The 20515-nt window shown below is 33.9% G+C and carries 19 protein-coding genes; 13 read left to right on the top strand and 6 right to left on the bottom strand.

What is annotated here, in order from left to right; translation table 11 throughout:
* Positions 1-27 precede the first annotated feature (27 nt).
* The 11 genes from SD960_RS13235 to SD960_RS13185 all read left to right on the top strand — a co-directional run bounded on the left by SD960_RS13235 (position 28) and on the right by SD960_RS13185 (position 9881).
* Entirely contained in the window at positions 28-1032 is a 1005-nt protein-coding gene (locus SD960_RS13235; protein WP_318803802.1) for a bifunctional oligoribonuclease/PAP phosphatase NrnA, read from the top strand.
* A 5-nt stretch (positions 1033-1037) separates the two neighbouring features.
* Positions 1038-1727 (top strand): gliding motility-associated peptidyl-prolyl isomerase GldI, encoded by a 690-nt coding sequence (gene gldI / locus SD960_RS13230; protein WP_318803801.1) that lies wholly within the window; start codon positions 1038-1040, stop codon positions 1725-1727.
* Positions 1728-1743: 16 nt separating this feature from the next.
* Positions 1744-2817: a peptidylprolyl isomerase gene (locus SD960_RS13225; protein WP_318803800.1), complete on the top strand. Its 1074-nt coding sequence runs from the start codon at positions 1744-1746 to the stop codon at positions 2815-2817.
* Positions 2818-2867: 50 nt separating this feature from the next.
* On the top strand, positions 2868-3998 hold the full coding sequence (locus SD960_RS13220) for a peptidylprolyl isomerase (protein WP_318803799.1): 1131 nt from the start codon (positions 2868-2870) through the stop codon (positions 3996-3998).
* Between the two features lie 209 nt (positions 3999-4207).
* Positions 4208-5104, top strand: a complete 897-nt coding sequence (locus SD960_RS13215; RefSeq protein ID WP_318803798.1) for a DMT family transporter — start codon at positions 4208-4210, stop codon at positions 5102-5104.
* Positions 5105-5189: 85 nt separating this feature from the next.
* Positions 5190-5546, top strand: a complete 357-nt coding sequence (locus tag SD960_RS13210; protein ID WP_318803797.1) for a MauE/DoxX family redox-associated membrane protein — start codon at positions 5190-5192, stop codon at positions 5544-5546.
* Positions 5547-5576: 30 nt separating this feature from the next.
* On the top strand, positions 5577-6287 hold the full coding sequence (gene aqpZ, locus SD960_RS13205) for an aquaporin Z (protein ID WP_318803795.1): 711 nt from the start codon (positions 5577-5579) through the stop codon (positions 6285-6287).
* A gap of 31 nt (positions 6288-6318) precedes the next feature.
* Positions 6319-6558, top strand: coding sequence for a GlsB/YeaQ/YmgE family stress response membrane protein (locus tag SD960_RS13200; RefSeq protein ID WP_042563193.1), 240 nt, complete (start codon positions 6319-6321; stop codon positions 6556-6558).
* A gap of 138 nt (positions 6559-6696) precedes the next feature.
* On the top strand, positions 6697-7533 hold the full coding sequence (locus tag SD960_RS13195; RefSeq protein WP_318803793.1) for a sterol desaturase family protein: 837 nt from the start codon (positions 6697-6699) through the stop codon (positions 7531-7533).
* Positions 7534-7644: 111 nt separating this feature from the next.
* Complete coding sequence (locus tag SD960_RS13190) at positions 7645-7923, top strand: DUF2805 domain-containing protein (protein WP_042563191.1); 279 nt, start codon at positions 7645-7647, stop codon at positions 7921-7923.
* 98 nt (positions 7924-8021) lie between these two features.
* Positions 8022-9881, top strand: a complete 1860-nt coding sequence (locus SD960_RS13185) for a peptidase M61 (protein ID WP_318803784.1) — start codon at positions 8022-8024, stop codon at positions 9879-9881.
* Positions 9882-9958: 77 nt separating this feature from the next.
* On the opposite strand, the gene SD960_RS13180 is transcribed toward SD960_RS13185, so the two are convergent.
* A complete protein-coding gene (locus tag SD960_RS13180; RefSeq protein ID WP_318803783.1) occupies positions 9959-10402 on the bottom strand; it encodes a hypothetical protein in 444 nt (147 codons plus the stop codon).
* A gap of 204 nt (positions 10403-10606) precedes the next feature.
* Positions 10607-12940 carry a GH92 family glycosyl hydrolase gene (locus SD960_RS13175; protein WP_318803781.1) on the bottom strand — a complete coding sequence of 778 codons (2334 nt, stop codon included), beginning with the start codon at positions 12938-12940 and terminating at the stop codon, positions 10607-10609.
* 144 nt (positions 12941-13084) lie between these two features.
* Between SD960_RS13175 and SD960_RS13170 the strand changes: the two genes are divergently transcribed.
* Entirely contained in the window at positions 13085-13702 is a 618-nt protein-coding gene (locus SD960_RS13170; protein WP_318803780.1) for a M949_RS01915 family surface polysaccharide biosynthesis protein, read from the top strand.
* 156 nt (positions 13703-13858) lie between these two features.
* On the opposite strand, the gene SD960_RS13165 is transcribed toward SD960_RS13170, so the two are convergent.
* From SD960_RS13165 to SD960_RS13150, 4 genes are all read right to left on the bottom strand, one after another.
* Entirely contained in the window at positions 13859-14467 is a 609-nt protein-coding gene (locus tag SD960_RS13165) for a GNAT family N-acetyltransferase (protein ID WP_318803779.1), read from the bottom strand.
* Positions 14468-14565: 98 nt separating this feature from the next.
* Complete coding sequence (locus SD960_RS13160) at positions 14566-14922, bottom strand: hypothetical protein (RefSeq protein ID WP_318803777.1); 357 nt, start codon at positions 14920-14922, stop codon at positions 14566-14568.
* 188 nt (positions 14923-15110) lie between these two features.
* Entirely contained in the window at positions 15111-16289 is a 1179-nt protein-coding gene (locus SD960_RS13155; RefSeq protein WP_318803775.1) for an AIR synthase related protein, read from the bottom strand.
* 312 nt (positions 16290-16601) lie between these two features.
* The gene (locus SD960_RS13150; RefSeq protein ID WP_318803773.1) at positions 16602-18791 is read right to left on the bottom strand and encodes a glutamine synthetase III; all 2190 of its coding nucleotides are present in this window, start codon (positions 18789-18791) and stop codon (positions 16602-16604) included.
* A gap of 429 nt (positions 18792-19220) precedes the next feature.
* Here SD960_RS13150 and SD960_RS13145 point away from each other — a divergent pair, with 429 nt between their 5' ends.
* Entirely contained in the window at positions 19221-20237 is a 1017-nt protein-coding gene (locus tag SD960_RS13145; RefSeq protein WP_072971733.1) for a glutamine synthetase beta-grasp domain-containing protein, read from the top strand.
* Positions 20238-20515 lie beyond the last annotated feature (278 nt).

The following is a 20515-nucleotide window of genomic DNA, read 5'->3' as shown; positions in this document are numbered from 1 at the left end:
CATTAAAAAAATGTAAATTCGCACACTATGAAAATACAAGATATTCAAGCGATACAATTGTTGCTCGCAACCCCAAAGAAAATCGCCATTATTCCGCACAGAGGTCCAGATGGCGATGCCATGGGATCTACGTTAGGTTTATACCACTTTTTATTAAAAAACAATCATCTGCCAACAGTGATTGCGCCCAATGATTTTCCTGATTTCCTAGCCTGGTTACCGGGTTCTGAAACCGTAAAAATATTCGAAAAAGACACTGAAAACTGCACGAAAACATTACAAGAAGCCGAGTTAATTTTTACACTTGACTTTAATGCTTTTCATCGTACAGGCGAAATGGAGCATACTTTAGCAAAGCTAACGGCTCCGTTTATCATGATTGATCATCACCAAAAACCTGATGATTATGCTACATATATGTACTCTGACACGGCGTTTGGTTCTACCTGCGAAATGGTGTATAATTTTATTTCATTTTTAGATAAAAAACAAGATTTAGACAAAACTATCGCAACTTGCATTTATACAGGAATATTAACTGATTCCGGATCATTTCGTTTTCCCGGAACAACAGGAAATACTCACCGCATTATTGCCGAATTAATAGATTTAGGAGTCGAGAATACCCAAATTCCGGTTCTTTTATTTGATAATAGTTCTTACAGCCGTTTGCAATTATTGGGTCGCGCATTGCAAAACATGAAAGTTTTTGAGGAATACAAAGCTTCTTATACAACACTTACACAACAGGAATTAGATGCATTTCATTATGTAAAAGGCGATACAGAAGGAATTGTTAATTACGGATTAAGCATAAAAGGAATCTGTTTTACTGCTATTTTTATAGAAAATAAAGACGAAAATATTATCAAAATATCTTTCCGTTCGCAAGGAGGATTTGACGTAAATCAATTTGCAAGAGATCATTTTAATGGTGGAGGCCACAGTAACGCCGCCGGAGGAAGATCAGAAGTTTCTATGGAAGAAACGGTGAAAAAATTTGAAGATTTAGTAACAAAACTAAAAATATAACCCAAATGAACTACTTAAAACTAAGCATTTACACCCTACTTTTTGCTGTTTTATTGGTTAGCTGTAAACAACACGAAGAAGCCAGAAGACCTATTTCGAGATCTTCAGGTTCGTTTATGAAAAAATCGGCTGACCGTAATAAAAAACTGGTTGCAAGCGAAGAAGATGTTATTAAAAAAATCATCAAAAGCAATCCGAAAGTAAAATATTATGCCACCAGAAAAGGTTACTGGCTTTCATATGATGAAAAAAACCTAACCGATACACAAACTCCCAAAAAAGGAGATATCGCTTATTTTAATTTAGAAATAAAAGATATTGAAGGCAAAATAATTTATTCTGAAGCAGAGCTTGGTCCGCAAACGTATTATGTAGACAAACAGGATATCATGATGGGATTGCGCGACGGTATTAAGCTAATGCATAAAAATGAAACCGTTACTTTTTTATTTCCGTCACATATTGCCTACGGGTATCATGGCGATAATAAAAAAATCGGAACCAATGAATCGTTGATCTGCACTGTAACGCTAAGAAATTTTGTACCGGATCCGGCAGTTGCACCAACTTCAACTGCAACTTCGGCAACTACGGGCACGACTGCAGCCGCAATAAAAACGACAACAGCTCAACCTACAAAACCGGCTGTTAAAAAACCAGTTACTGAAACTAAAAAAGACTCTGTAAAACCATAAAAACAATATTTTAAAAATGAAAAAAATTATTTTATTATTACTATTAGCCGTTTCCTCATTTTATTCTTGTAAAGACGAGCATAGCAATTTGCCTGATGGTTTATATGCCGATATTGAAACCAACAAAGGGCATATCATTGTTGAATTAGATTATAAAAAAGCACCCGTTACGGTTGCTAATTTTGTGACTTTGGCCGAAGGAAAAAATGAATTTGTAACCAAGGAATATTTAAAAGGAAAACCGTTTTATAACGGATTAAAGTTTCACAGAGTTATCGAAGATTTCATGATTCAGACAGGAGATCCTGAAGGAACAGGTTCTGGTGATACAGGATATAAATTTAAAGATGAATTTACTGATTTAAAATTTGACAAAGCGGGTGTTTTAGCAATGGCAAACAACGGTCCGGGAACCAACAGCAGTCAATTTTTTATCACACATGTTGAAACACCGTGGTTAAACGGAAAACATACTATTTTTGGTCATGTTGTTGAAAAAGGGCAAGAAGTTGTTAATCAGGTAAAACAAGATGATACTATCGTTTCTGTTACTATTATCAGAAATGGAGAAGCTGCAAAAAAGTTTGATGCAGTAAAAGTATTTGGTGATTATTTTTCAGATATAGCAAAAGAAAAAAGCAAATTTGCAGGAGTTCAAAAAGAAAAAATTGACTATTATGCTGCTCAAAAAGCAAAAGCAACTAAAACTTCAACAGGTTTAGAATATGTCATTACTGAAAAAGGAACAGGTAAAAAACCTGCAATTGGAACGCAATTATACATTCACTACGCAGGATTTTTGGAAGACGGAACTTTGTTTGACACAAGCATTGAAGATGTAGCCAAAACTTTTGGAAAATTTGATCCGGCCAGAGCTGAAGCAAAAGCATATTCGCCAATTCCTTTTCAGGCAGGTAAAAAAGATGGTATGATTCCCGGATTTATTGAAGGTATTGAAAAGCTTTCTTTTGGAGATAAAGCTGTTCTTTTTATCCCTTCTCATTTAGCTTATGGAGCCGCAGGAGCCGGTGGCGTTATTCCACCAAATGCTAATATTATTTTTGAAGTACAATTACTGGAAAAACCGTAATAATATTCTTATTTTTGAAACATTATTACAGACTTAAATTATAAAACACGATGAAATTTAAATTTCTATTTTTATTTTGCCTTGCAATAATCAATGTTCAGGCACAAGCAACAAAAAAAACTGCTGCTAAAAAACCAACTACAACAAAAGCAGTTGCACAAGCAAATCCTAATGAGGGAATTTTTGCCACTATTTCTACAACAAAAGGCGATATTGTTTTGTCTTTAGAATATGTAAAAGCGCCGGTTACTGTGGCTAATTTTATTTCTTTGGCAGAAGGTAAAAATCCTAATGTAAAAGTAGAAAGACTAAAAGGAAAACCATTTTACGACGGTTTAAAATTTCATAGGGTTATTAATGATTTCATGATTCAGGGTGGAGATCCTGATGGAAACGGTTCAGGAGGTCCTGGTTATTCATTTAAAGATGAATTTGTTGAAGAATTAAAATTTGAAAAAGGCGGCGTTTTAGCCATGGCAAATTCAGGTCCGGCAACAAACGGAAGCCAGTTTTTTATCACACATAAAGAAACACCCTGGTTAAATGGAAAACATACTATTTTTGGTCACGTAGTTTCGGGAATGGACAATGTAAATAAAATTGTTCAGGACGATATCATGACAAAAATTACTATTACTCGTAAAGGTGCGGCGGCTAAAAAATTTGATGCCTTAAAAGTTATAGCGGATGATGCGAAAAAAGATGAAGCTAAAAAAGCGGAAAGTAAAAAAGTAATTGCTGAAAAAGCGGCTTATTTTGCTGCTACTAAAGCCAAAGCAACTGCAACACCATCTGGTCTGCAATATGTTATTACGCAAAAAGGAACCGGCGTAAAAGGAGCTGACGGATCTACAATTTATTTTCACTACGCAGGATATTTTGAAGACGGAAATCTTTTTGACAGCAGCATGTCTCAGGTAGCAAAAGCATATGGTAAATATGATGCTAACAGAGACGCTCAAAAAGGATACCAAGCTTTTCCTTTTATAGTTGGTAAAAAAGACGGAATGATTCCTGGTTTCTTAGAAGCATTAGCTATGATGACTGATGGAGAAAAAGCAATTTTCTTTCTTCCTTCAAACTTAGCTTACGGAGAAAAAGGTGCAGGGGGAGTAATTCCGCCAAACGCAACTTTGGTTTTTGAAATCGAAACGTATCAAAATCAACCAGCTTTAAAATAATTGATTTTAAAATTTAGATATAAAACCCATCATCATTGATGGGTTTTTTGTTTTATTAAATCAACCCAAATCTAAGAAATTCACAATTTTAAGTTTAAAATCAAAGCTGAAATCGCAACACTAATAATGTTTACAACGGTTTTCTATTAAATCCTAAACAAAATAGCTTACCTTTGCCGGCTTTTATTTTTAATTTAAAACAATTTAAGATGTCACAAAACAATGTATTAAAGGGAGTATTTTTAGTTGCACTTGGTGCCACAACTTATGGAATGCTGGCTACTTTTGTAAAAATGGCTTATTCTGAAGGATATACAACTGCCGAGGTAACAACATCTCAATTTGTCTTGGGAATTATTGGTATCTTATTAATTAATGCATTTCAAAAAATAAAGCATAAAGATAATGTTGTAAAAGCAACACCAAAAAACATATTTAGTTTAATGCTTGCCGGAACTTCATTAGGAATGACGAGTTTATTCTATTATCTGGCTGTAAAATATATTCCGGTTTCTATTGGTATCGTTTTATTGATGCAAACCGTTTGGATGGGAGTTTTACTGGAAATGATTTTGGAAAAAAAATTACCATCCAAACAAAAAGTCATTGCTGTATTTATTGTTTTGATTGGAACTGTTTTGGCAACCAATATTATCAATAACGATATAAAATTGGATTGGAGAGGTATTGCATGGGGAATTATGGCTGCGGCATCTTTTACGACAACTATGTTTACTGCAAATCGTGTTGCAACTGAAATTTCATCTGCGCAGCGTAGTCTTTATATGCTATTAGGAGGAGCTGTAATTGTATTTTCATTTGCATTTGCTACTCAGACAACTGCTTTTAATCTTGCTATTTTCATGAAATGGGGAATCGTTCTGTCTTTATTTGGAACCATAATTCCTCCGATGCTTATGAATGCCGGGTTTCCGTTAACGGGAATTGGTTTAGGAAGCATTGTTTCTGCTCTTGAGTTACCAGTTTCAGTAATGATGGCATATGTTTTATTAAATGAAAAAGTTATCTTTTTACAATGGGTTGGAATTGTTTTAATCATTCTTGCCATTATCATTATGAATGTAAATTTCAAACGCAAAAATTAACAAAATTACTTTCTATTAAAAATAAAGTAATTGTAAATCAATTTTTGTTAATTTTTTTTATAATTTCGTGATAAATAATCATATCATGAACCTACCCTGGCATTTATATTTAATGGCTTTTCTTTATATAATTGCCGGAATTAATCACTTTAAAAATCCGGGAATGTACATTAAAATCATTCCCTCCTATCTGCCAAACCCCAAATTATTAAATATTTTAAGTGGAGCTGCCGAAATTATTTTAGGTATCCTGCTAATAGTTCCTTTTACAACGCAATTGGCTGCCTGGGGAATCATAGCATTATTAATTGCGGTTTTCCCTGCAAATGTTTATATGTTTTGTAAGAAAAAAGGTAAATTTTCTTTGTTAAAAATTATTTTATTAATACGTTTGCCCTTACAAATTGTATTGATTTTATGGGCATACCAATATACCCTTTAACAAACAAACTATTAATTAAATTTATTTACTATGAAAAAGTTATTTGCTGAGTTCTTCGGAACTTATTGGCTGGTTTTTGGTGGTTGCGGAAGTGCACTTTTTGCGGCAGGATTTCCTGAATTAGGAATTGGTTTTGCTGGTGTTGCATTGGCTTTTGGTTTAACGGTATTAACAATGGCATATGCTGTTGGTCATATTTCAGGCGGACATTTTAATCCCGCTGTTTCGTTTGGTTTATGGGCCGGAGGAAGATTCCCGGCAAAAGATTTAATCCCTTATATTATCGCACAATGTATAGGCGCAATTGCAGCTGCAGGTACTTTATATACCATTGCTTCAGGAAAAGCAGGTTTTGTAATTGATGCAACCAAGGCAGGAGCATTTGCTTCAAATGGTTTTGGTGCTTTTTCTCCGGACGGATATTCTTTAGCAGCAGCTTTTATTGCAGAATTTGTGCTTACCTTGTTTTTCTTAATAATCATTTTAGGCTCTACAGATAAATGTGCAAACACTAACTTTTGTGGTATTGCAATTGGTTTAGCGTTAACATTAATTCACTTAATAAGCATTCCTATCACAAATACTTCTGTTAATCCGGCAAGATCATTGTCTCAGGCAATTTTTGTGGGTGGAGAACCTCTTTCGCAAGTCTGGCTATTTTGGGTTGCACCTATTTTAGGAGCTGTTGTTGGCGGCTTTATTTATAAAACATTATTACAAAAACAAGACGATACAGAATAGTATCATTTACAAATAACATTAAATTTAAAATATGGAATTTTTATATTTCTTACTTATTGGAGCAATTTCAGGATGGTTAGCTGGTCAGGTTTGGAAAGGCGCAGGTTTTGGGTTAATTGGTAATATCATCGTTGGAATTATTGGTGGATTCATCGGTGGATGGATTGCCGGTAAACTTGGAATTGGCGGTGGTGGCCTTTTATGGCAAATACTAATTGCTGTTGGAGGAGCCTGGGTTTTATTATTTATTATCAGTCTTATCAAAAAGTAATAAATCTTCATTAAGATAATTTATTCCAAAAGAGAAAATCTTATATATTTATATTTGATTTTCTCTTTTTTTATGAAATATCAGTAACTTTAATACGCTCTTAAGGCTACAAAGTTTATTCTATTTAAATAGTTTATTATGAATGAAATCATTGCTTATTTCAGTACGATTCCATCTTCACACCGAAGTTTAATTTTGGTTGGAGGAATAACTATTTTTTGGCTTATCGAAAATACATTTCCGCTATTCAGGATGCAATATAGAAAATGGCATCACGCAGGAATAAATATCTTTTTTACGATTACCACTATTATCGTAAATTTCATTTTAGCTTTTATACTCATTAAAACTGCCGGATGGACTACTGAAAACAATTTTGGAATTTTACAATGGCTGCCAAAAATTCCAATTTGGCTTTATGCCATTCTTGGTTTGCTTTTATTAGATTTAATAGGTGCTTATCTGGTGCATTTTATCGAACATAAAATAAAATTTTTATGGCGTTTTCATTTAATTCACCATACAGATACCTGGATTGATACTACAACTGCAAATCGACATCATCCCGGAGAAAGTATCATTCGTTTTTTATTTACAACTGCAGGCGTTTTAATAGTCGGAAGCCCTATGTGGATGGTTTTTCTTTATCAGTCATTATCTGTCATAGCTTCTCAGTTCAATCATGCTAATATTTCGCTTCCTCCTAAATTAGACAATATTCTGAGTTATTTTATCGTTTCTCCTAATATGCACAAAGTGCACCATCATTATGTTTTACCCTATACGGACAGCAATTATGGAAACATTTTTTCTGTTTGGGATCGGCTTTTTGGCACTTTTACAACTTTACCAAAAGAAGAATTAATATATGGCGTAGACACACACATGGCAGCAGATGAGCACAACAAATTGAAAAATTTATTAAAAATTCCGTTTCAAAAATCAAGATCCGAAAAAAACAAGCAAAATCATTAAAAAAAACATACCTGATCGAACCAACTAATTATTTTTTTTATTAATATTGATACTTAAATTGAAAATCAATCTATTAATCATTAACCCCTATTTTGAATTAATTTTCACGTGATGAAAAAGAGTAACCGCAAAGAGTTGAGCTGGGAACAAACGGAAAAACTTGTTTCGTTGGCCTTGGAAGAAAGAAATCCATTTGAAATTATAAAAAAAGAATTTGGATTGGCAGAAAAAGAAGTTCTGGAAATCATGAAAAAGAAAATGCCACTCGAAAAATTTGAAATGTGGAAAAAGAAGGCGATCGCAAATAAACCAAAACCAAAACCCGTTAAAATAGATGATTTTGATGAAGATTTGGATGGAAAATATTATATAAAGAACAAACTTGACTAGCATAAAACTCCTGTGAATCGGGAGTTTTTTTTTATTTTTAATTTTATGTAACATAATTACATTTTATAAGTCAAATACACATAACTAAACATAAACAAATGAAAAAAATACTTTACACATTAGCTCTTGCGGTAACGTTTTGGAGCTGTAAAACCGGTACGGGTTCCGGAGCTGCAAAAAGTAATACAGTGGCCGTTACTATAAATCTTGTCGACGTAAAAGACGATAAAGTTTTAGTAACCGTTACTCCACCGGAAATAAAAACAGATGAAATTATTTACAGTATTCCAAAAACAGTTCCCGGAACTTATTCTACAGATAATTACGGTAAATACTCTGATGATTTTAAAGCTTTTGATGCTAAAGGAAATGCTTTAACAGTAAAAAGAATCGACGATAATTCGTGGTCAATTTCAAATGCTAAAACATTAAAAAAAATAACTTACTTAGTTGGTGATACTTTTGATACTGAAAAAGGAACCGGCTTTGGTAATGATGACGTTTTCTCACCAGCAGGAACTAATATCAACGCAGGAATCAATTTCATGGTCAATACACACGGTTTTGTAGGGTATTTTCAGGATAAATTAGATGTTCCGTATAAAGTTACCATTACGCATCCTGAAACACTTTGGGGAGCAACTTCTATGAATGATGAAGATGCAAGCAAAACAAGTGACGTTTTTACTACACCTCGTTATGCTGTTTTGGTTGAAAATCCAATCATGTATTCTAAACCAGACTATACCACTTTTAATGTAAACGGAATGGATATTTTAATCGCCGTTTATTCTCCAACAGGAAAATTTACAGCCGAAAGTATTACACCGGAAATGAAAACAATGATGACAGCGCAAAAAAACTTTTTAGGAAAAGTAAATGCGACTAAAAAATATACTGTTTTATTGTATTTATCAAGCATGGCAAAAGATGATGCACATGGTTTTGGTGCCTTAGAGCATCCAACTGCTACAACAGTTGTTTTGCCGGAATCAATGCCAAAAGAAAAATTGGTTGAATCTATGAAAGATGTAGTTTCTCATGAGTTTTTCCATATTGTAACTCCGCTAACTGTACATTCAAAAGAAATTCAGTATTTTGATTATAATGCACCACAAATGTCAGAGCATTTATGGATGTATGAAGGTGTAACGGAATACTTTGCAAACCTTTTTCAAATCAATCAGGGTTTAATTGATGAAACCGAATTCTATACTCGTATTGCTGATAAAATACAACAGGCAAAAGGTTTAAACGATACAATGTCGTTTACAGTAATGAGTAAAAATGTTTTAGAGGAGCCTTACAAAGATCAATATTTAAATGTATACCAAAAAGGAGCTTTAATTGGTATGTGTATTGACATCATTATTAGAGAAAAAAGTAATGGAGAAAGAGGAATTCTTGACTTAATGCATAAATTATCAAGTGAATATGGAGTTGAAAAACCATTTAATGATAATGAGCTTTTTGCCAAAATTACTCAATTAACATATCCTGAAGTTGGTGAATTTTTAAAAACTTATGTCGCCGGAACTACTCCTATTCCTTATGAAACTTATTTAGCAAAAGTAGGCGTAACAAAATCTTCTGAGAAAAAACCGGGATCAATTTTCATTAAAGGGCAAACTCCATACATTGGAATTGATAAAGCAACAAAAGTAATAAGTGTTCGTCCTGATATGGATTTAAATGTATTCTTCACTAACTTAAACCTTAAAGCAGGTGATGCTATTGTTTCTATAAATAACAAAGCATATAACCTGGATAACATTTATGATTTGATTGGAGAAAGTGAAAACTGGAAAGAAAACGATCCAATTACAGTTAAAATAAAACGTGGCGGCGTTGAACAGACTATTAAAGGAACTGTAAAAGTGCCATTCGAAGAGGCAGAAACTTTTAAAGCTACAGATGCTTCAAAAGAGAAACTTAAAACTGCATGGTTGAAAGGGTAATTTCTTTTAATTGCTAACGATAAAAAAAACCGACAAGTGATTGTCGGTTTTTTTGTTTGTCATGCTGAGGAACTGTGTTATTTCTTCACTGGAAACTTCCAGTCAAATTCATCTTTATCATTAATGATTGCTCCTACTTCAAACTTCACAACTTCATCAAATTCAGTTTGAAGAATAAACCAATTGTCTTCATTGAAATAATTTTCGAAAGTATCAAAAGTTTCCTGAGTATATTTTGTAATGCCTTTTGCAGCAAAATCTTTCTTTACATCGGCAATTTTTCTTCCGATTATTTTGAATCCAAAAACTTCCAAATCATTGCTTGAAGCTACTAAATAGCCTAATTTCAATTCTTCTTCCTCATAAAATGTCAATCTGATTTTGTGTGCATTATATACAAAAATCACATTATCATCTTCGTCTTTATAATTTTTATCAGGTTTTCCTAAAGCAGCCGTTACATCGTTTTGCTTCATCCCGAAAAGCAATTTATCAATTCCTGATTTTAGATTTATTTTCATATTGTTATCTTTAATTTGAGGTGCAAATTTCGTGAAGTTTTTGTAAAGTCTGTTATTTTTTGTTCTTATTAATTTTTCGCCACGAATCCTGCAAGGTTTTCAAAACCTTGTAGGTATTTATACACATCATGAAATAGACCTACAAGGTTTTGAAAACCTTGCAGGATGTTGAAATCAAAACCTGTTAGGTTTGGCTCATAAAATTTAATAACTCTTCTTATTCGGTTTCGAACTCATATAAAAAGTAATTTTCCCGCCATTAACAACGTCCGAATGTTTTAAGAATGGTCTTAATAGCTCTTTTCCATTCAAAAGTACTTTACTCACAAAAACATTTTTATCAGATTGATTTACAGTTTCAACTTCAAAAGTTTTACCATTTTCTAAGTTAAAAACAGCATTTTTAACCAGGGGACTTCCCAAAGCATATTCATCAGAACCTGGCGCAACTGGATAAAATCCTAAACTGCTAAAAATATACCAGGCGCTCATTTGTCCGAAATCGTCGTTTCCGCCTAAACCATCGGCACCGTTTCTGTACATTTTTTTCAGGATCATTCTAATTTTGTCCTGTGCTTTCCAAGGAGAATTTGTCCAGTTGTACAAATAAACAACGTGATGCGAAGGCTCGTTACCGTGAACGTAATTCCCAATAATTCCTTCTCTGGTAATATCTTCTGTGTTTTCAAAATATTTATCCGGCAAATGCATGTTGAATAACGAATCTAAACGAACATTAAATTTGTCGTTTCCACCCATCATTTTAATCATTTCGGCAGGATCTTGCGGAACATACAAGCTGTAATTCCATGAATTCCCTTCGATAAAACCTTGTCCGTGTGTATCTAAAGGATCAAATTCTTTTTTGAAAGTTCCGTCGTTTAATTTCGGACGCATAAAACCTGTTTTCTCGTCGTAAACGTTTTTATAGTTTTTAGATCTTTTGATAAACTCGTTATAGATCTCGGTTTTACCTAGCTTTTTGGCCGCCTGCGCGATTGCCCAATCATCATAAGCGTACTCTAATGTTTTAGAAACTGAAGATCCATTTTTATCTTCAGGGACATATCCCATTTTCATGTAATATTCCAATCCATCATAATATGGAACTTTTGCAGTATTGACACAAGCCTGAAGCGCTTTTTCAGGATCGAAATTGGTGTTACCTTTTACAATCGCATCTGCAATTACAGATACGGAATGATAACCAATCATGCACCAGTTTTCATTAGCATAATGCGACCAGATGGGCAGCATTTTGTGCACACTTTGATCTGAATGTGCCAACATCGAACTAATCATATCTGAATTTCGCTTTGGCTGAACTATATTAAATAATGGATGCAAAGCACGGTAAGTATCCCAAAGCGAGTAACTGGTATAATTTGTGAAATTTTCAGCTTTATGAACATTCATATCCAAACCTTTGTAGTTTCCGTCTAAATCCATGTATTCCGTTGGACCTAAAAAGGCGTGATACATTGCCGTGTAAAAATTCACTAAATCTTCTTTCTGAAGGGTCTCGATTTGAATTTTATTCAATTCTTTGTTCCAAACTTCCTGACTTTGTTTTTTTACTTTTTCAAAATCCCAGCCTGGAACTTCTTTTTTCATATTTTCTAACGCACCCGCCGAACTTACCGGAGAAAGCGCCATTTTAATTTTGATTTTCTCTCCTTCTTCAGTGTTAAAATCAAAAAACAGTTTTAGGTTTTGACCTGCCATTTCCGGAAAATTTTTGGTTTGATCAAATCTTCCCCAAAAACCTCTATACACACTTTTTTCCTGCGCCGCCTGACCGTAGCTTTTAATTGGTTTACTGAAAGACATTGCAAAATAAACGGTTCTTGTTCTCGCCCAGCCATTTGTCTGGCGATATCCTGTAATTAAAGTATCATTTTCTACACGAACAAATGTCCAGACATTCTTTTTATCATAGTTGTAAATTCCCGAAGTTAAATCCAAAATAATATGTGCTTCATCAGATTTTGGAAAGGTATATTGATGCATTCCCACGCGTGTTGTTGCCGTAAGTTCTGCTTTGATTTTATGATCTTCCAAAAGAACGCTGTAATATGCCGGTTCTGCTTTTTCGGTCGAATGGGAAAATGCAGATCGATATCCGGATAATGGTTTTGAAGCAACTCCGGGGTTCAATTGCAGTTTTCCGGTTGTTGGCATGATAAGAAAATCTCCCAAATCAGAATGTCCTGTCCCGCTAAAATGAGTATGGCTAAAACCTACAATCGTTTTATCTTCATATTGATAACCTGCGCAATATTTGTAAACTTCTCCATTGTATTTTCCGTTTAAACTGTAAGCAATTGTATCGGTTTCAGGGCTTAACTGCACGCTGCCAAACGGAACTGTTGCGCCTGGATATGTGTGACCCATTTTGGCTGTCCCAATCATTGGGTCTACATATTGAATCAAGTTTTTGAAGTTGTCTGTTTTCTTTTGAGCAATTAGTTCGCTCGTAAAACAAAATAGCAAAACTGATAATCCAAAAAGAAGGTGTTTTGTTTTTACAATATTCATTGGTGTGTATTTAATATTATTTGCAAAACTGAATTAATTTCAATTTCACGTTAGGAAATTACGACAAAAATGGAATTTAAAAAATATAAATGTTCGTAAACTGAAAAGCTTTTAGATATCTTTGATTTATAATTTATATACCACATGAAACGATTTATTTCATTCCTTTTTCTTTTTTATTCAACCTTTGGTTTTTCACAAAAAACAGAAAGTTCGATTTTAGATAAAGAACAAATAAAACAAAGAGAACTAGAGAATATTTCTGACTTCCCTATTTACAAAGCTTATGAATATCAGGATAAAAGCGGAGTTCTTGAATTGGTTTTATGCGAAAATCAAGCAAATAAAAAAGACACATTAAATACCAAAATCCAGGCAATTTGTGGTAAGAACGATCACGGTGGTTTTCTTGAAAAATGGAGAATTAATGATTTACTTGAAGATTACGAGCCTAAGGAAACCAACATTTGGTTCTGGACAAAATATTGCAGTACCAAAGATATCGATGGCGATGGCTACATCGAACCTATAATTGTTTACGGGACAAGAACTGAATATGATGAAATAAGACGGGTTAAAATTATCACCGTGTATAAAAATCAAAAGTACGTGATTCGTGCTGTAGAGTGTGACTTAGATTACTGCAGAAGTTTTAAAAAAGATAAAAACTGGAATTTATTGCCTCAAAAAATAAAACTTTACGTTGATCAATTGGTTATAAAACTGCGAAAAGAACAAGATTTATTATTAAAGGATGGATAAAATTAAATCCCAATTTTTTTTAAAATCCAAATTCCAAAACTGAAATTAAATATATAATATACTCTCCTTATTTACGTAAACTGGATTAATCCCGAAGCCTCGGGACAGCCCTACAATATTGGTCGAGCCACTGGCTCTTTTTGCCGTTGGTATATTTTAAAGTTTTCGCTTTAAATTTTCTTTTACCTCGGCAAACCATTCTTCTTTAAGAATACTTAAAACAATTGAATCGCGGCGTACTTCGTTATTTCTGGTTGGCATGTGACTTCTTAAAACACCTTCGACTTTACAGCCAATGCTTTTCATTGCGGCAATACTCCTGTCATTATTATTGTCGGCACGAAATTCTACACGTTCCATTCCGAGGGTTTCAAAAGCAAATTGTAGCAATAGAAATTTGCAATGTTTGTTAAGTCCGGTTCCTCTAAAAGCAGATCCGTACCACGTGTAGCCTAATTGCACGGTTTTATATTCAAGCTGAATATCGTAAAAACGTGTTGAGCCAGCATATTTTTGAGATTTTTTATCGAAAACTATAAACGGAAATTCTTTTTTATTTTCTCGTGCTTTTATGGCTGACTGAATATAATTGATCAAATTCTCTTTTCGATCTGCACCAACCAAAGAATATTTCCAGGTTTCTGGCTCGTTTATAGAAAATTCTAATAAATTATCAAAATCTGATTCTTGCAAAGGACGCAATAAAACCAAATCATCTTCTAAAATAATGTTGTCTGAGAAATTGAAATTAGTTGTTGGAGCCATATTTTTATTCTTGGTGTTTCTCTGTGAAATCTTTGTGCATCTTTGTGTAACTATTTCGCAGAGATGCACAAAGATATCGCGAAGTTTCATAAAGTATTTTACTCACTCATTTCGTCATAACGTTCCGGAACTTGAGGATCGTACAACGGACATTTGAATTCTTCCATTAAACTGACTAATTTGTTCATGGTTTTACCTTCGGTTCCATAACAGTCAATTTTAATGCTTTGTGGAGTTGAAATTACCTGAAAAGCTCCTTTTCCTTTCGTATTTTGCCAGCTATTTTCATCGACTTTTTCCCAATCAGAAAATACAGATGCGATTCGATTAAAAATTACTTCAACAGGAAGTGTTTCTAATCCTTCAACTTCTTCTTTTTCAACAAGAGCTTCGTAAACCTCGTGATGGTTTAGGTAAACCTCTTCTAAATATTTCCAAAAAAGTAATTCGTACATAGCGTGGTTGTTTTAGCCCCGATAGTAGTGAAAATCCTTTTGTGCCGGGGTTCGGCACAAAAGATTGTAACGGATAGCGGGATTAGCTCCTAAAAAAGCTAATTATTAATAAAAAAGGTCCTGTTGAAACTCCAGTATAGAAAACCTTTGCAACTCAGAACCTTTGAACCTTTGTAACTTAAAAAAAATTAATATTCAAATGTTCCGTATTCGCTGGTAATAGTAAGCTTTTTAGCATCTGCCGCTTCTACTCTACCTACGATTTGTGCATCGACATTGAATGATTTTGAAATTGCAATAATATCCTGAGCAATATTTTCGGGAACGTAAATTTCCATACGATGACCACAATTGAAAACCTGATACATTTCTTTCCAGTCGGTTTTTGATTGTTCCTGAATTAGTTTGAACAATGGCGGAACCGTAAATAAATTATCTTTTATAATATGTAAATTCTGAACGAAATGTAAAATCTTAGTTTGCGCTCCTCCACTGCAATGCACCATTCCGTGAATATCGTTTGGTGTATATTTGTCTAAAATTTTCTTGATAATTGGCGCGTAAGTTCTGGTTGGAGAGAGTACCAATTCACCTGCATTTATTGGACTATTTTCAACTTCATCAGTCAAATTCACCTGACCTGAATAAATTAATTCTTCGGGCACAAGAGCATCATAACTTTCAGGATATTTTTTAGCCAAATATTTTCCGAAAACATCATGACGTGCAGAGGTAAGCCCGTTGCTCCCCATTCCGCCGTTATAGCTTTTCTCGTAGGTTGCCTGACCAAAAGACGCCAAACCAACAATTACGTCTCCCGCTTTAATGTTTGCATTATCAACAACATCGCTGCGTTTCATACGAGCTGTTACGGTAGAATCTACAATAATAGTACGAACTACATCTCCAACATCAGCCGTTTCGCCTCCGGTTGAATGAATGGTTACTCCAAAAGATTTTAATTCGTTGATTAATTCTTCGGTTCCGTTAATGATTGCCGAAATAACTTCTGCGGGAATTAAATTTTTATTTCTTCCAATTGTTGATGAAAGCAAGATATTATCGGTTGCCCCAACACATAATAAATCATCAATATTCATGATTAACGCATCTTGAGCGATTCCTTTCCAAACAGAAATATCTCCGGTTTCTTTCCAGTACATATACGCCAAAGACGATTTTGTACCGGCTCCGTCAGCGTGCATAATTAAGCAGTGTTCTGAATCTTGTGTAAGATAATCGGGAACAATTTTACAGAATGCCTGAGGAAATAAACCTTTGTCTATATTTTTTATGGCGTTGTGTACGTCTTCTTTTGATGCCGAAACACCTCTTTGTGCGTACCTTTTGCTAGAATCTGAACTCATGAAAATTAGTTTGTGTTGATGTGGTGCAAAGATAATCCCTTTTTTTAATTCTTTTGAATGATTCGTTTATTGATTGTGAAAAAGTTTTTACCACTAATAACCACTAATTAAATTGGAGAGAAGCAAAAAAGCCACTAATTAAAGTGATTTTATGGTTTTACGATTGTGTAGATTTTTTTTAACCACAAATTACACAAATTAGCACAAATTTTTATAAAGCAAAAATCATCCTTGCGGATGATTTTTGAAAATCTAATATTGAATTTACGAAAAATAGAATTCGTGAAAATTCGTGTAATTCGTGTTTAAAAACTATTTAGTAAATAACAATTCTCTGTATTTAGTAAGTGTCCAGCTTTCGTCATCTACCAATAATTCTAATTTATCACAGTGATTACGAATATCTTCAAAATAAGGTTTTACTTTATTGCAATACGCTTCTGCCATAACCTGCGCATCTGTTAGATGATTTGCTTTTCTTCTTTCATCTGTCATTGCCAATACTTTAGAATTAATTCCTTCAATATGACCCGAGATTTCTTTAATTAAAACGATTTGCTCTTTTGCAATAGTTTCAAACTCTTTTCCGAAGATTTCTTTTAATCCTTTTACGTTTTCAATCAACGTATTTTGATAACGAATCGCTGTCGGGATTACATGATTTCTGGCAATATCACCTAAAACTCTTCCTTCAATCTGAATTTTTTTCGTGTATTCTTCCAGTTCGATTTCGTATCGCGCTTCTGCTTCAACGTGATTCAAAATTCCTAATTCATCAAATAAATCAAGTGCTTGTTTAGAAATTTTAGCTTTAATTGCTTCGGGTGTAGTTTTAAAATTACTTAAACCTCTTTTAGCAGCTTCTTGTTCCCAGGCATCAGAATAACCGTCGCCTTCAAAAAGAATCTTTTTTGATTGTTTAATATATTCTCTTAAAACATTAAAAATTGCATCGTCTTTTTTCATGTCTTTCGACTCGATCAAAGTATCTACTTCTGCTTTAAAATCTTTCAGTTGTTTGGCTACAATCGCGTTTAAAGTTGTCATTGCGTTCGAGCAGTTTGCGTTTGAACCAACGGCTCTAAACTCAAATTTATTTCCTGTAAAGGCAAAAGGCGAAGTTCTGTTTCTGTCTGTATTGTCTAAAAGTACATCCGGAATTTTTCCCACTACATTTAGTTTTAAATCTGTTTTTTCTTCCGGAGATAATTTTCCGGTAGTTACGCTTTCTAATTCAGATAAAACTTTGGTCAATTGCGCTCCAATAAAAACCGAAATAATGGCCGGTGGCGCTTCGTTTGCTCCTAACCTATGATCGTTACTTGCTGTTGCGATTGAAGCTCTTAATAAAGTTTCGTAATCGTTTACCGCTTTTATTGTATTAATAAAGAATGTCAAAAACTGTAAATTGCTCATCGGCGTTTTACTCGGACTTAATAAGTTAACTCCGGTATCTGTTGCCAATGACCAGTTGTTGTGTTTTCCTGATCCGTTTACGCCTTTAAATGGTTTTTCGTGAAATAATACTTTAAAATCATGACGCTCTGCCACTCTTTGCATCACATCCATTAATAACGAGTTATGGTCTACGGCAAGATTGGTTTCTTCAAATATTGGGGCCAATTCAAATTGATTTGGCGCTACTTCGTTATGACGCGTTTTTACCGGAATTCCCAATAACATACATTCTTGTTCTAAATCTCTCATATACGTTAAGGCACGAGTTGGAATAGATCCAAAATAATGATCGTCAAGCTGTTGTCCTTTTGCAGAAGTGTGTCCTAATAAAGTTCTTCCGGTCATCATTAAATCCGGACGGGAATTTGCCAACGCTTTATCAATTAAAAAATATTCCTGTTCCCAGCCTAAAGTTGCGGTTACTTTTTTTACGTTTTTATCAAAGTATCTACAAACTTCCGTTGCAGCTTCATCCATAGCGGATAATGCTCTTAATAATGGAATTTTATTATCTAAAGCTTCACCAGTGTAAGCAATAAAAACGGTTGGAATACATAAAGTTGTTCCATAAATAAATGCCGGAGAAGTTGGGTCCCAAGCCGTGTAACCTCTGGCTTCGAATGTATTTCTGATTCCGCCATTCGGAAAACTTGATGCATCCGGCTCTTGCTGAACCAATTGTGCTCCGCCAAATTTTTCTACAGGATCACTTCCGTCATATGAAGTTTCAAAAAAAGCATCGTGTTTTTCTGCAGTTGTTCCTGTAAGTGGCTGAAACCAGTGTGTATAATGTGTTACGCCTTTTGATAAAGCCCATTCTTTCATTCCCATGGCAATATAATCTGCCAGTTTTCTGTCAATTTTAGTTCCGTGCTGAATAGCATCCCTAACTCCTTTTAAAGCATCCGAAGTTAAAAATTGCTTCATTGCTTTCTCATTAAACACATTTGAACCAAAAATGTTAGATTTTCTATCAATTTCTTCAAAATGTACCGGCTTTCTTGTAGAAGCTTCTTTTAAAGCTTGGAAACGTAATGTTGACATGTATATAATTTTTAAAAATTCGTATTATTTTTTATTGAAAAAAGAAGGACAAAGATAAACAATAAAAAAGCCTGTTTGAAAGATAAATAGTAGATTTTTATACAAGGATTTTTCAATAGAAAATCAATTTTATAAAGAATAATTAATGTGAATTGAAGAAATATAACAAATTAACGCAGTATTATTCATTAAATAAACATTTTTTCATAATTACATAACCTTTAAACTCAGAAAAAGTACGTTATTTTTACGAATTTATTTTTTTAAGGTGTTAAAAATTACTTTTTTCAAAATATACCCCTATCAAAATTGCGCTTCTCTAAAAAATTATAGTCCGCCCAACAAAATAGCCCCCTAATTTTTAGGACTAAAAAAATAAATCTATATTTGACCCAGCGAAAAAACAAAAAAAAATAAATTTATATTATTATGGCTAAAATTAAGTTAGAGTACATTTGGTTAGATGGATATGAACCAACTCAAAATCTTAGAAGTAAAACTAAAGTTGAAGAACACGAAAATTTCAAAGGAACATTAGAAGAACTTGGAAACTGGTCATTTGATGGTTCATCAACAAAACAAGCCGAAGGAGGTTCTTCAGACTGTTTATTAGTTCCTGTTGCAATTTACCCTGATCCAACACGTATTAACGGATATTTAGTTATGTCTGAGGTTATGTACGCTGATGGAACTCCACACCCTTCTAACGGTAGAGCTACTATTGATGATGATAATGAAGATTTCTGGTTTGGTTTCGAACAAGAATATTTTATCATGGATACTAAAACTTTATTGCCATTAGGTTTCCCTGTTGGAGGTTATCCTGCTCCACAAGGTATGTACTACTGCTCTGTAGGTGGAAAAAACACTCACGGAAGAAAATTAGTAGAAGAACATGCTGACTTATGTATCGCTGCCGGAATTAACTTTGAAGGTATTAACCAAGAGGTTGCTTGCGGACAATGGGAATTCCAATTATTCGCTAAAGGTGCTAAAAAAGCCGGAGACGAAATTTGGGTTGCTCGTTATTTATTAGATCGTTTGACTGAAAAATATGGTTACTATATCGAATACCACCCAAAACCACTAGGAGATACTGACTGGAATGGTTCTGGAATGCACGCTAACTTCTCTAACGAAGTTTTAAGAACATGTGGAGACCAAGCTACTTACGAAAGAATTTGTGAAGCTTTCCGTCCTGTTACTGCCGAGCATATCGCAGTTTACGGAGCTTACAACGACCAACGTTTAACTGGTAAACACGAAACTGCTTCTATCCATGATTTCTCTTACGGAGTTTCAGACAGAGGATGTTCTATCAGAATTCCTTTAATGACTGTTCAAAAAGGATGGAAAGGTTGGTTAGAAGACAGAAGACCAGCTTCAAACGGTGATCCATACAAAATTGCTGCAAGAATTATCAAAACTGTAAAATCAGCATTATAATTTTAAGCTTACATTATATTCGAAAGTGCCATCTTAATTGATGGCACTTTTTTTTTGCTGTTCAGTTCGTCGTTTTGATTTCTATATTTTTTTTTAGGAGCTAATCCCGCTATCCGTTTCAATCTTTTGCTCCATTTCATTCCACAAAAGGATTTCCACTACTATCGGGGCTCATATCTTTACATTATTATATCAAAATCTTATCTTTGAATATAAACTATTGATAAACAGAACTAAGTTGCAAAATTCTATCGGGGCGAAATACATCATTGATGATA

The organism is Flavobacterium sp. MMLR14_040 (assembly GCF_033657265.1).
Classification (GTDB): domain Bacteria; phylum Bacteroidota; class Bacteroidia; order Flavobacteriales; family Flavobacteriaceae; genus Flavobacterium.
This window is presented reverse-complemented; position numbering and strand designations above follow the sequence as displayed.

Excerpts from the sequence above, each read along its gene's own strand:
- SD960_RS13215 (WP_318803798.1), top strand. The coding sequence starts at position 4,208 with ATGTCACAAAACAATGTATTAAAGGGAGTATTTTTAGTTGCACTTGGT.
- SD960_RS13165 (WP_318803779.1), bottom strand. The coding sequence starts at position 14,467 with ATGGCTCCAACAACTAATTTCAATTTCTCAGACAACATTATTTTAGAA.
- SD960_RS13190 (WP_042563191.1), top strand. The coding sequence starts at position 7,645 with ATGAAAAAGAGTAACCGCAAAGAGTTGAGCTGGGAACAAACGGAAAAA.
- SD960_RS13160 (WP_318803777.1), bottom strand. The coding sequence starts at position 14,922 with ATGTACGAATTACTTTTTTGGAAATATTTAGAAGAGGTTTACCTAAAC.
- SD960_RS13200 (WP_042563193.1), top strand. The coding sequence starts at position 6,319 with ATGGAATTTTTATATTTCTTACTTATTGGAGCAATTTCAGGATGGTTA.
- SD960_RS13150 (WP_318803773.1), bottom strand. The coding sequence starts at position 18,791 with ATGTCAACATTACGTTTCCAAGCTTTAAAAGAAGCTTCTACAAGAAAG.
- SD960_RS13225 (WP_318803800.1), top strand. The coding sequence starts at position 1,744 with ATGAAAAAAATTATTTTATTATTACTATTAGCCGTTTCCTCATTTTAT.
- gldI (WP_318803801.1), top strand. The coding sequence starts at position 1,038 with ATGAACTACTTAAAACTAAGCATTTACACCCTACTTTTTGCTGTTTTA.
- SD960_RS13210 (WP_318803797.1), top strand. The coding sequence starts at position 5,190 with ATGAACCTACCCTGGCATTTATATTTAATGGCTTTTCTTTATATAATT.
- SD960_RS13155 (WP_318803775.1), bottom strand. The coding sequence starts at position 16,289 with ATGAGTTCAGATTCTAGCAAAAGGTACGCACAAAGAGGTGTTTCGGCA.
- SD960_RS13185 (WP_318803784.1), top strand. The coding sequence starts at position 8,022 with ATGAAAAAAATACTTTACACATTAGCTCTTGCGGTAACGTTTTGGAGC.
- SD960_RS13170 (WP_318803780.1), top strand. The coding sequence starts at position 13,085 with ATGAAACGATTTATTTCATTCCTTTTTCTTTTTTATTCAACCTTTGGT.
- SD960_RS13235 (WP_318803802.1), top strand. The coding sequence starts at position 28 with ATGAAAATACAAGATATTCAAGCGATACAATTGTTGCTCGCAACCCCA.
- SD960_RS13220 (WP_318803799.1), top strand. The coding sequence starts at position 2,868 with ATGAAATTTAAATTTCTATTTTTATTTTGCCTTGCAATAATCAATGTT.
- aqpZ (WP_318803795.1), top strand. The coding sequence starts at position 5,577 with ATGAAAAAGTTATTTGCTGAGTTCTTCGGAACTTATTGGCTGGTTTTT.
- SD960_RS13175 (WP_318803781.1), bottom strand. The coding sequence starts at position 12,940 with ATGAATATTGTAAAAACAAAACACCTTCTTTTTGGATTATCAGTTTTG.
- SD960_RS13180 (WP_318803783.1), bottom strand. The coding sequence starts at position 10,402 with ATGAAAATAAATCTAAAATCAGGAATTGATAAATTGCTTTTCGGGATG.
- SD960_RS13145 (WP_072971733.1), top strand. The coding sequence starts at position 19,221 with ATGGCTAAAATTAAGTTAGAGTACATTTGGTTAGATGGATATGAACCA.
- SD960_RS13195 (WP_318803793.1), top strand. The coding sequence starts at position 6,697 with ATGAATGAAATCATTGCTTATTTCAGTACGATTCCATCTTCACACCGA.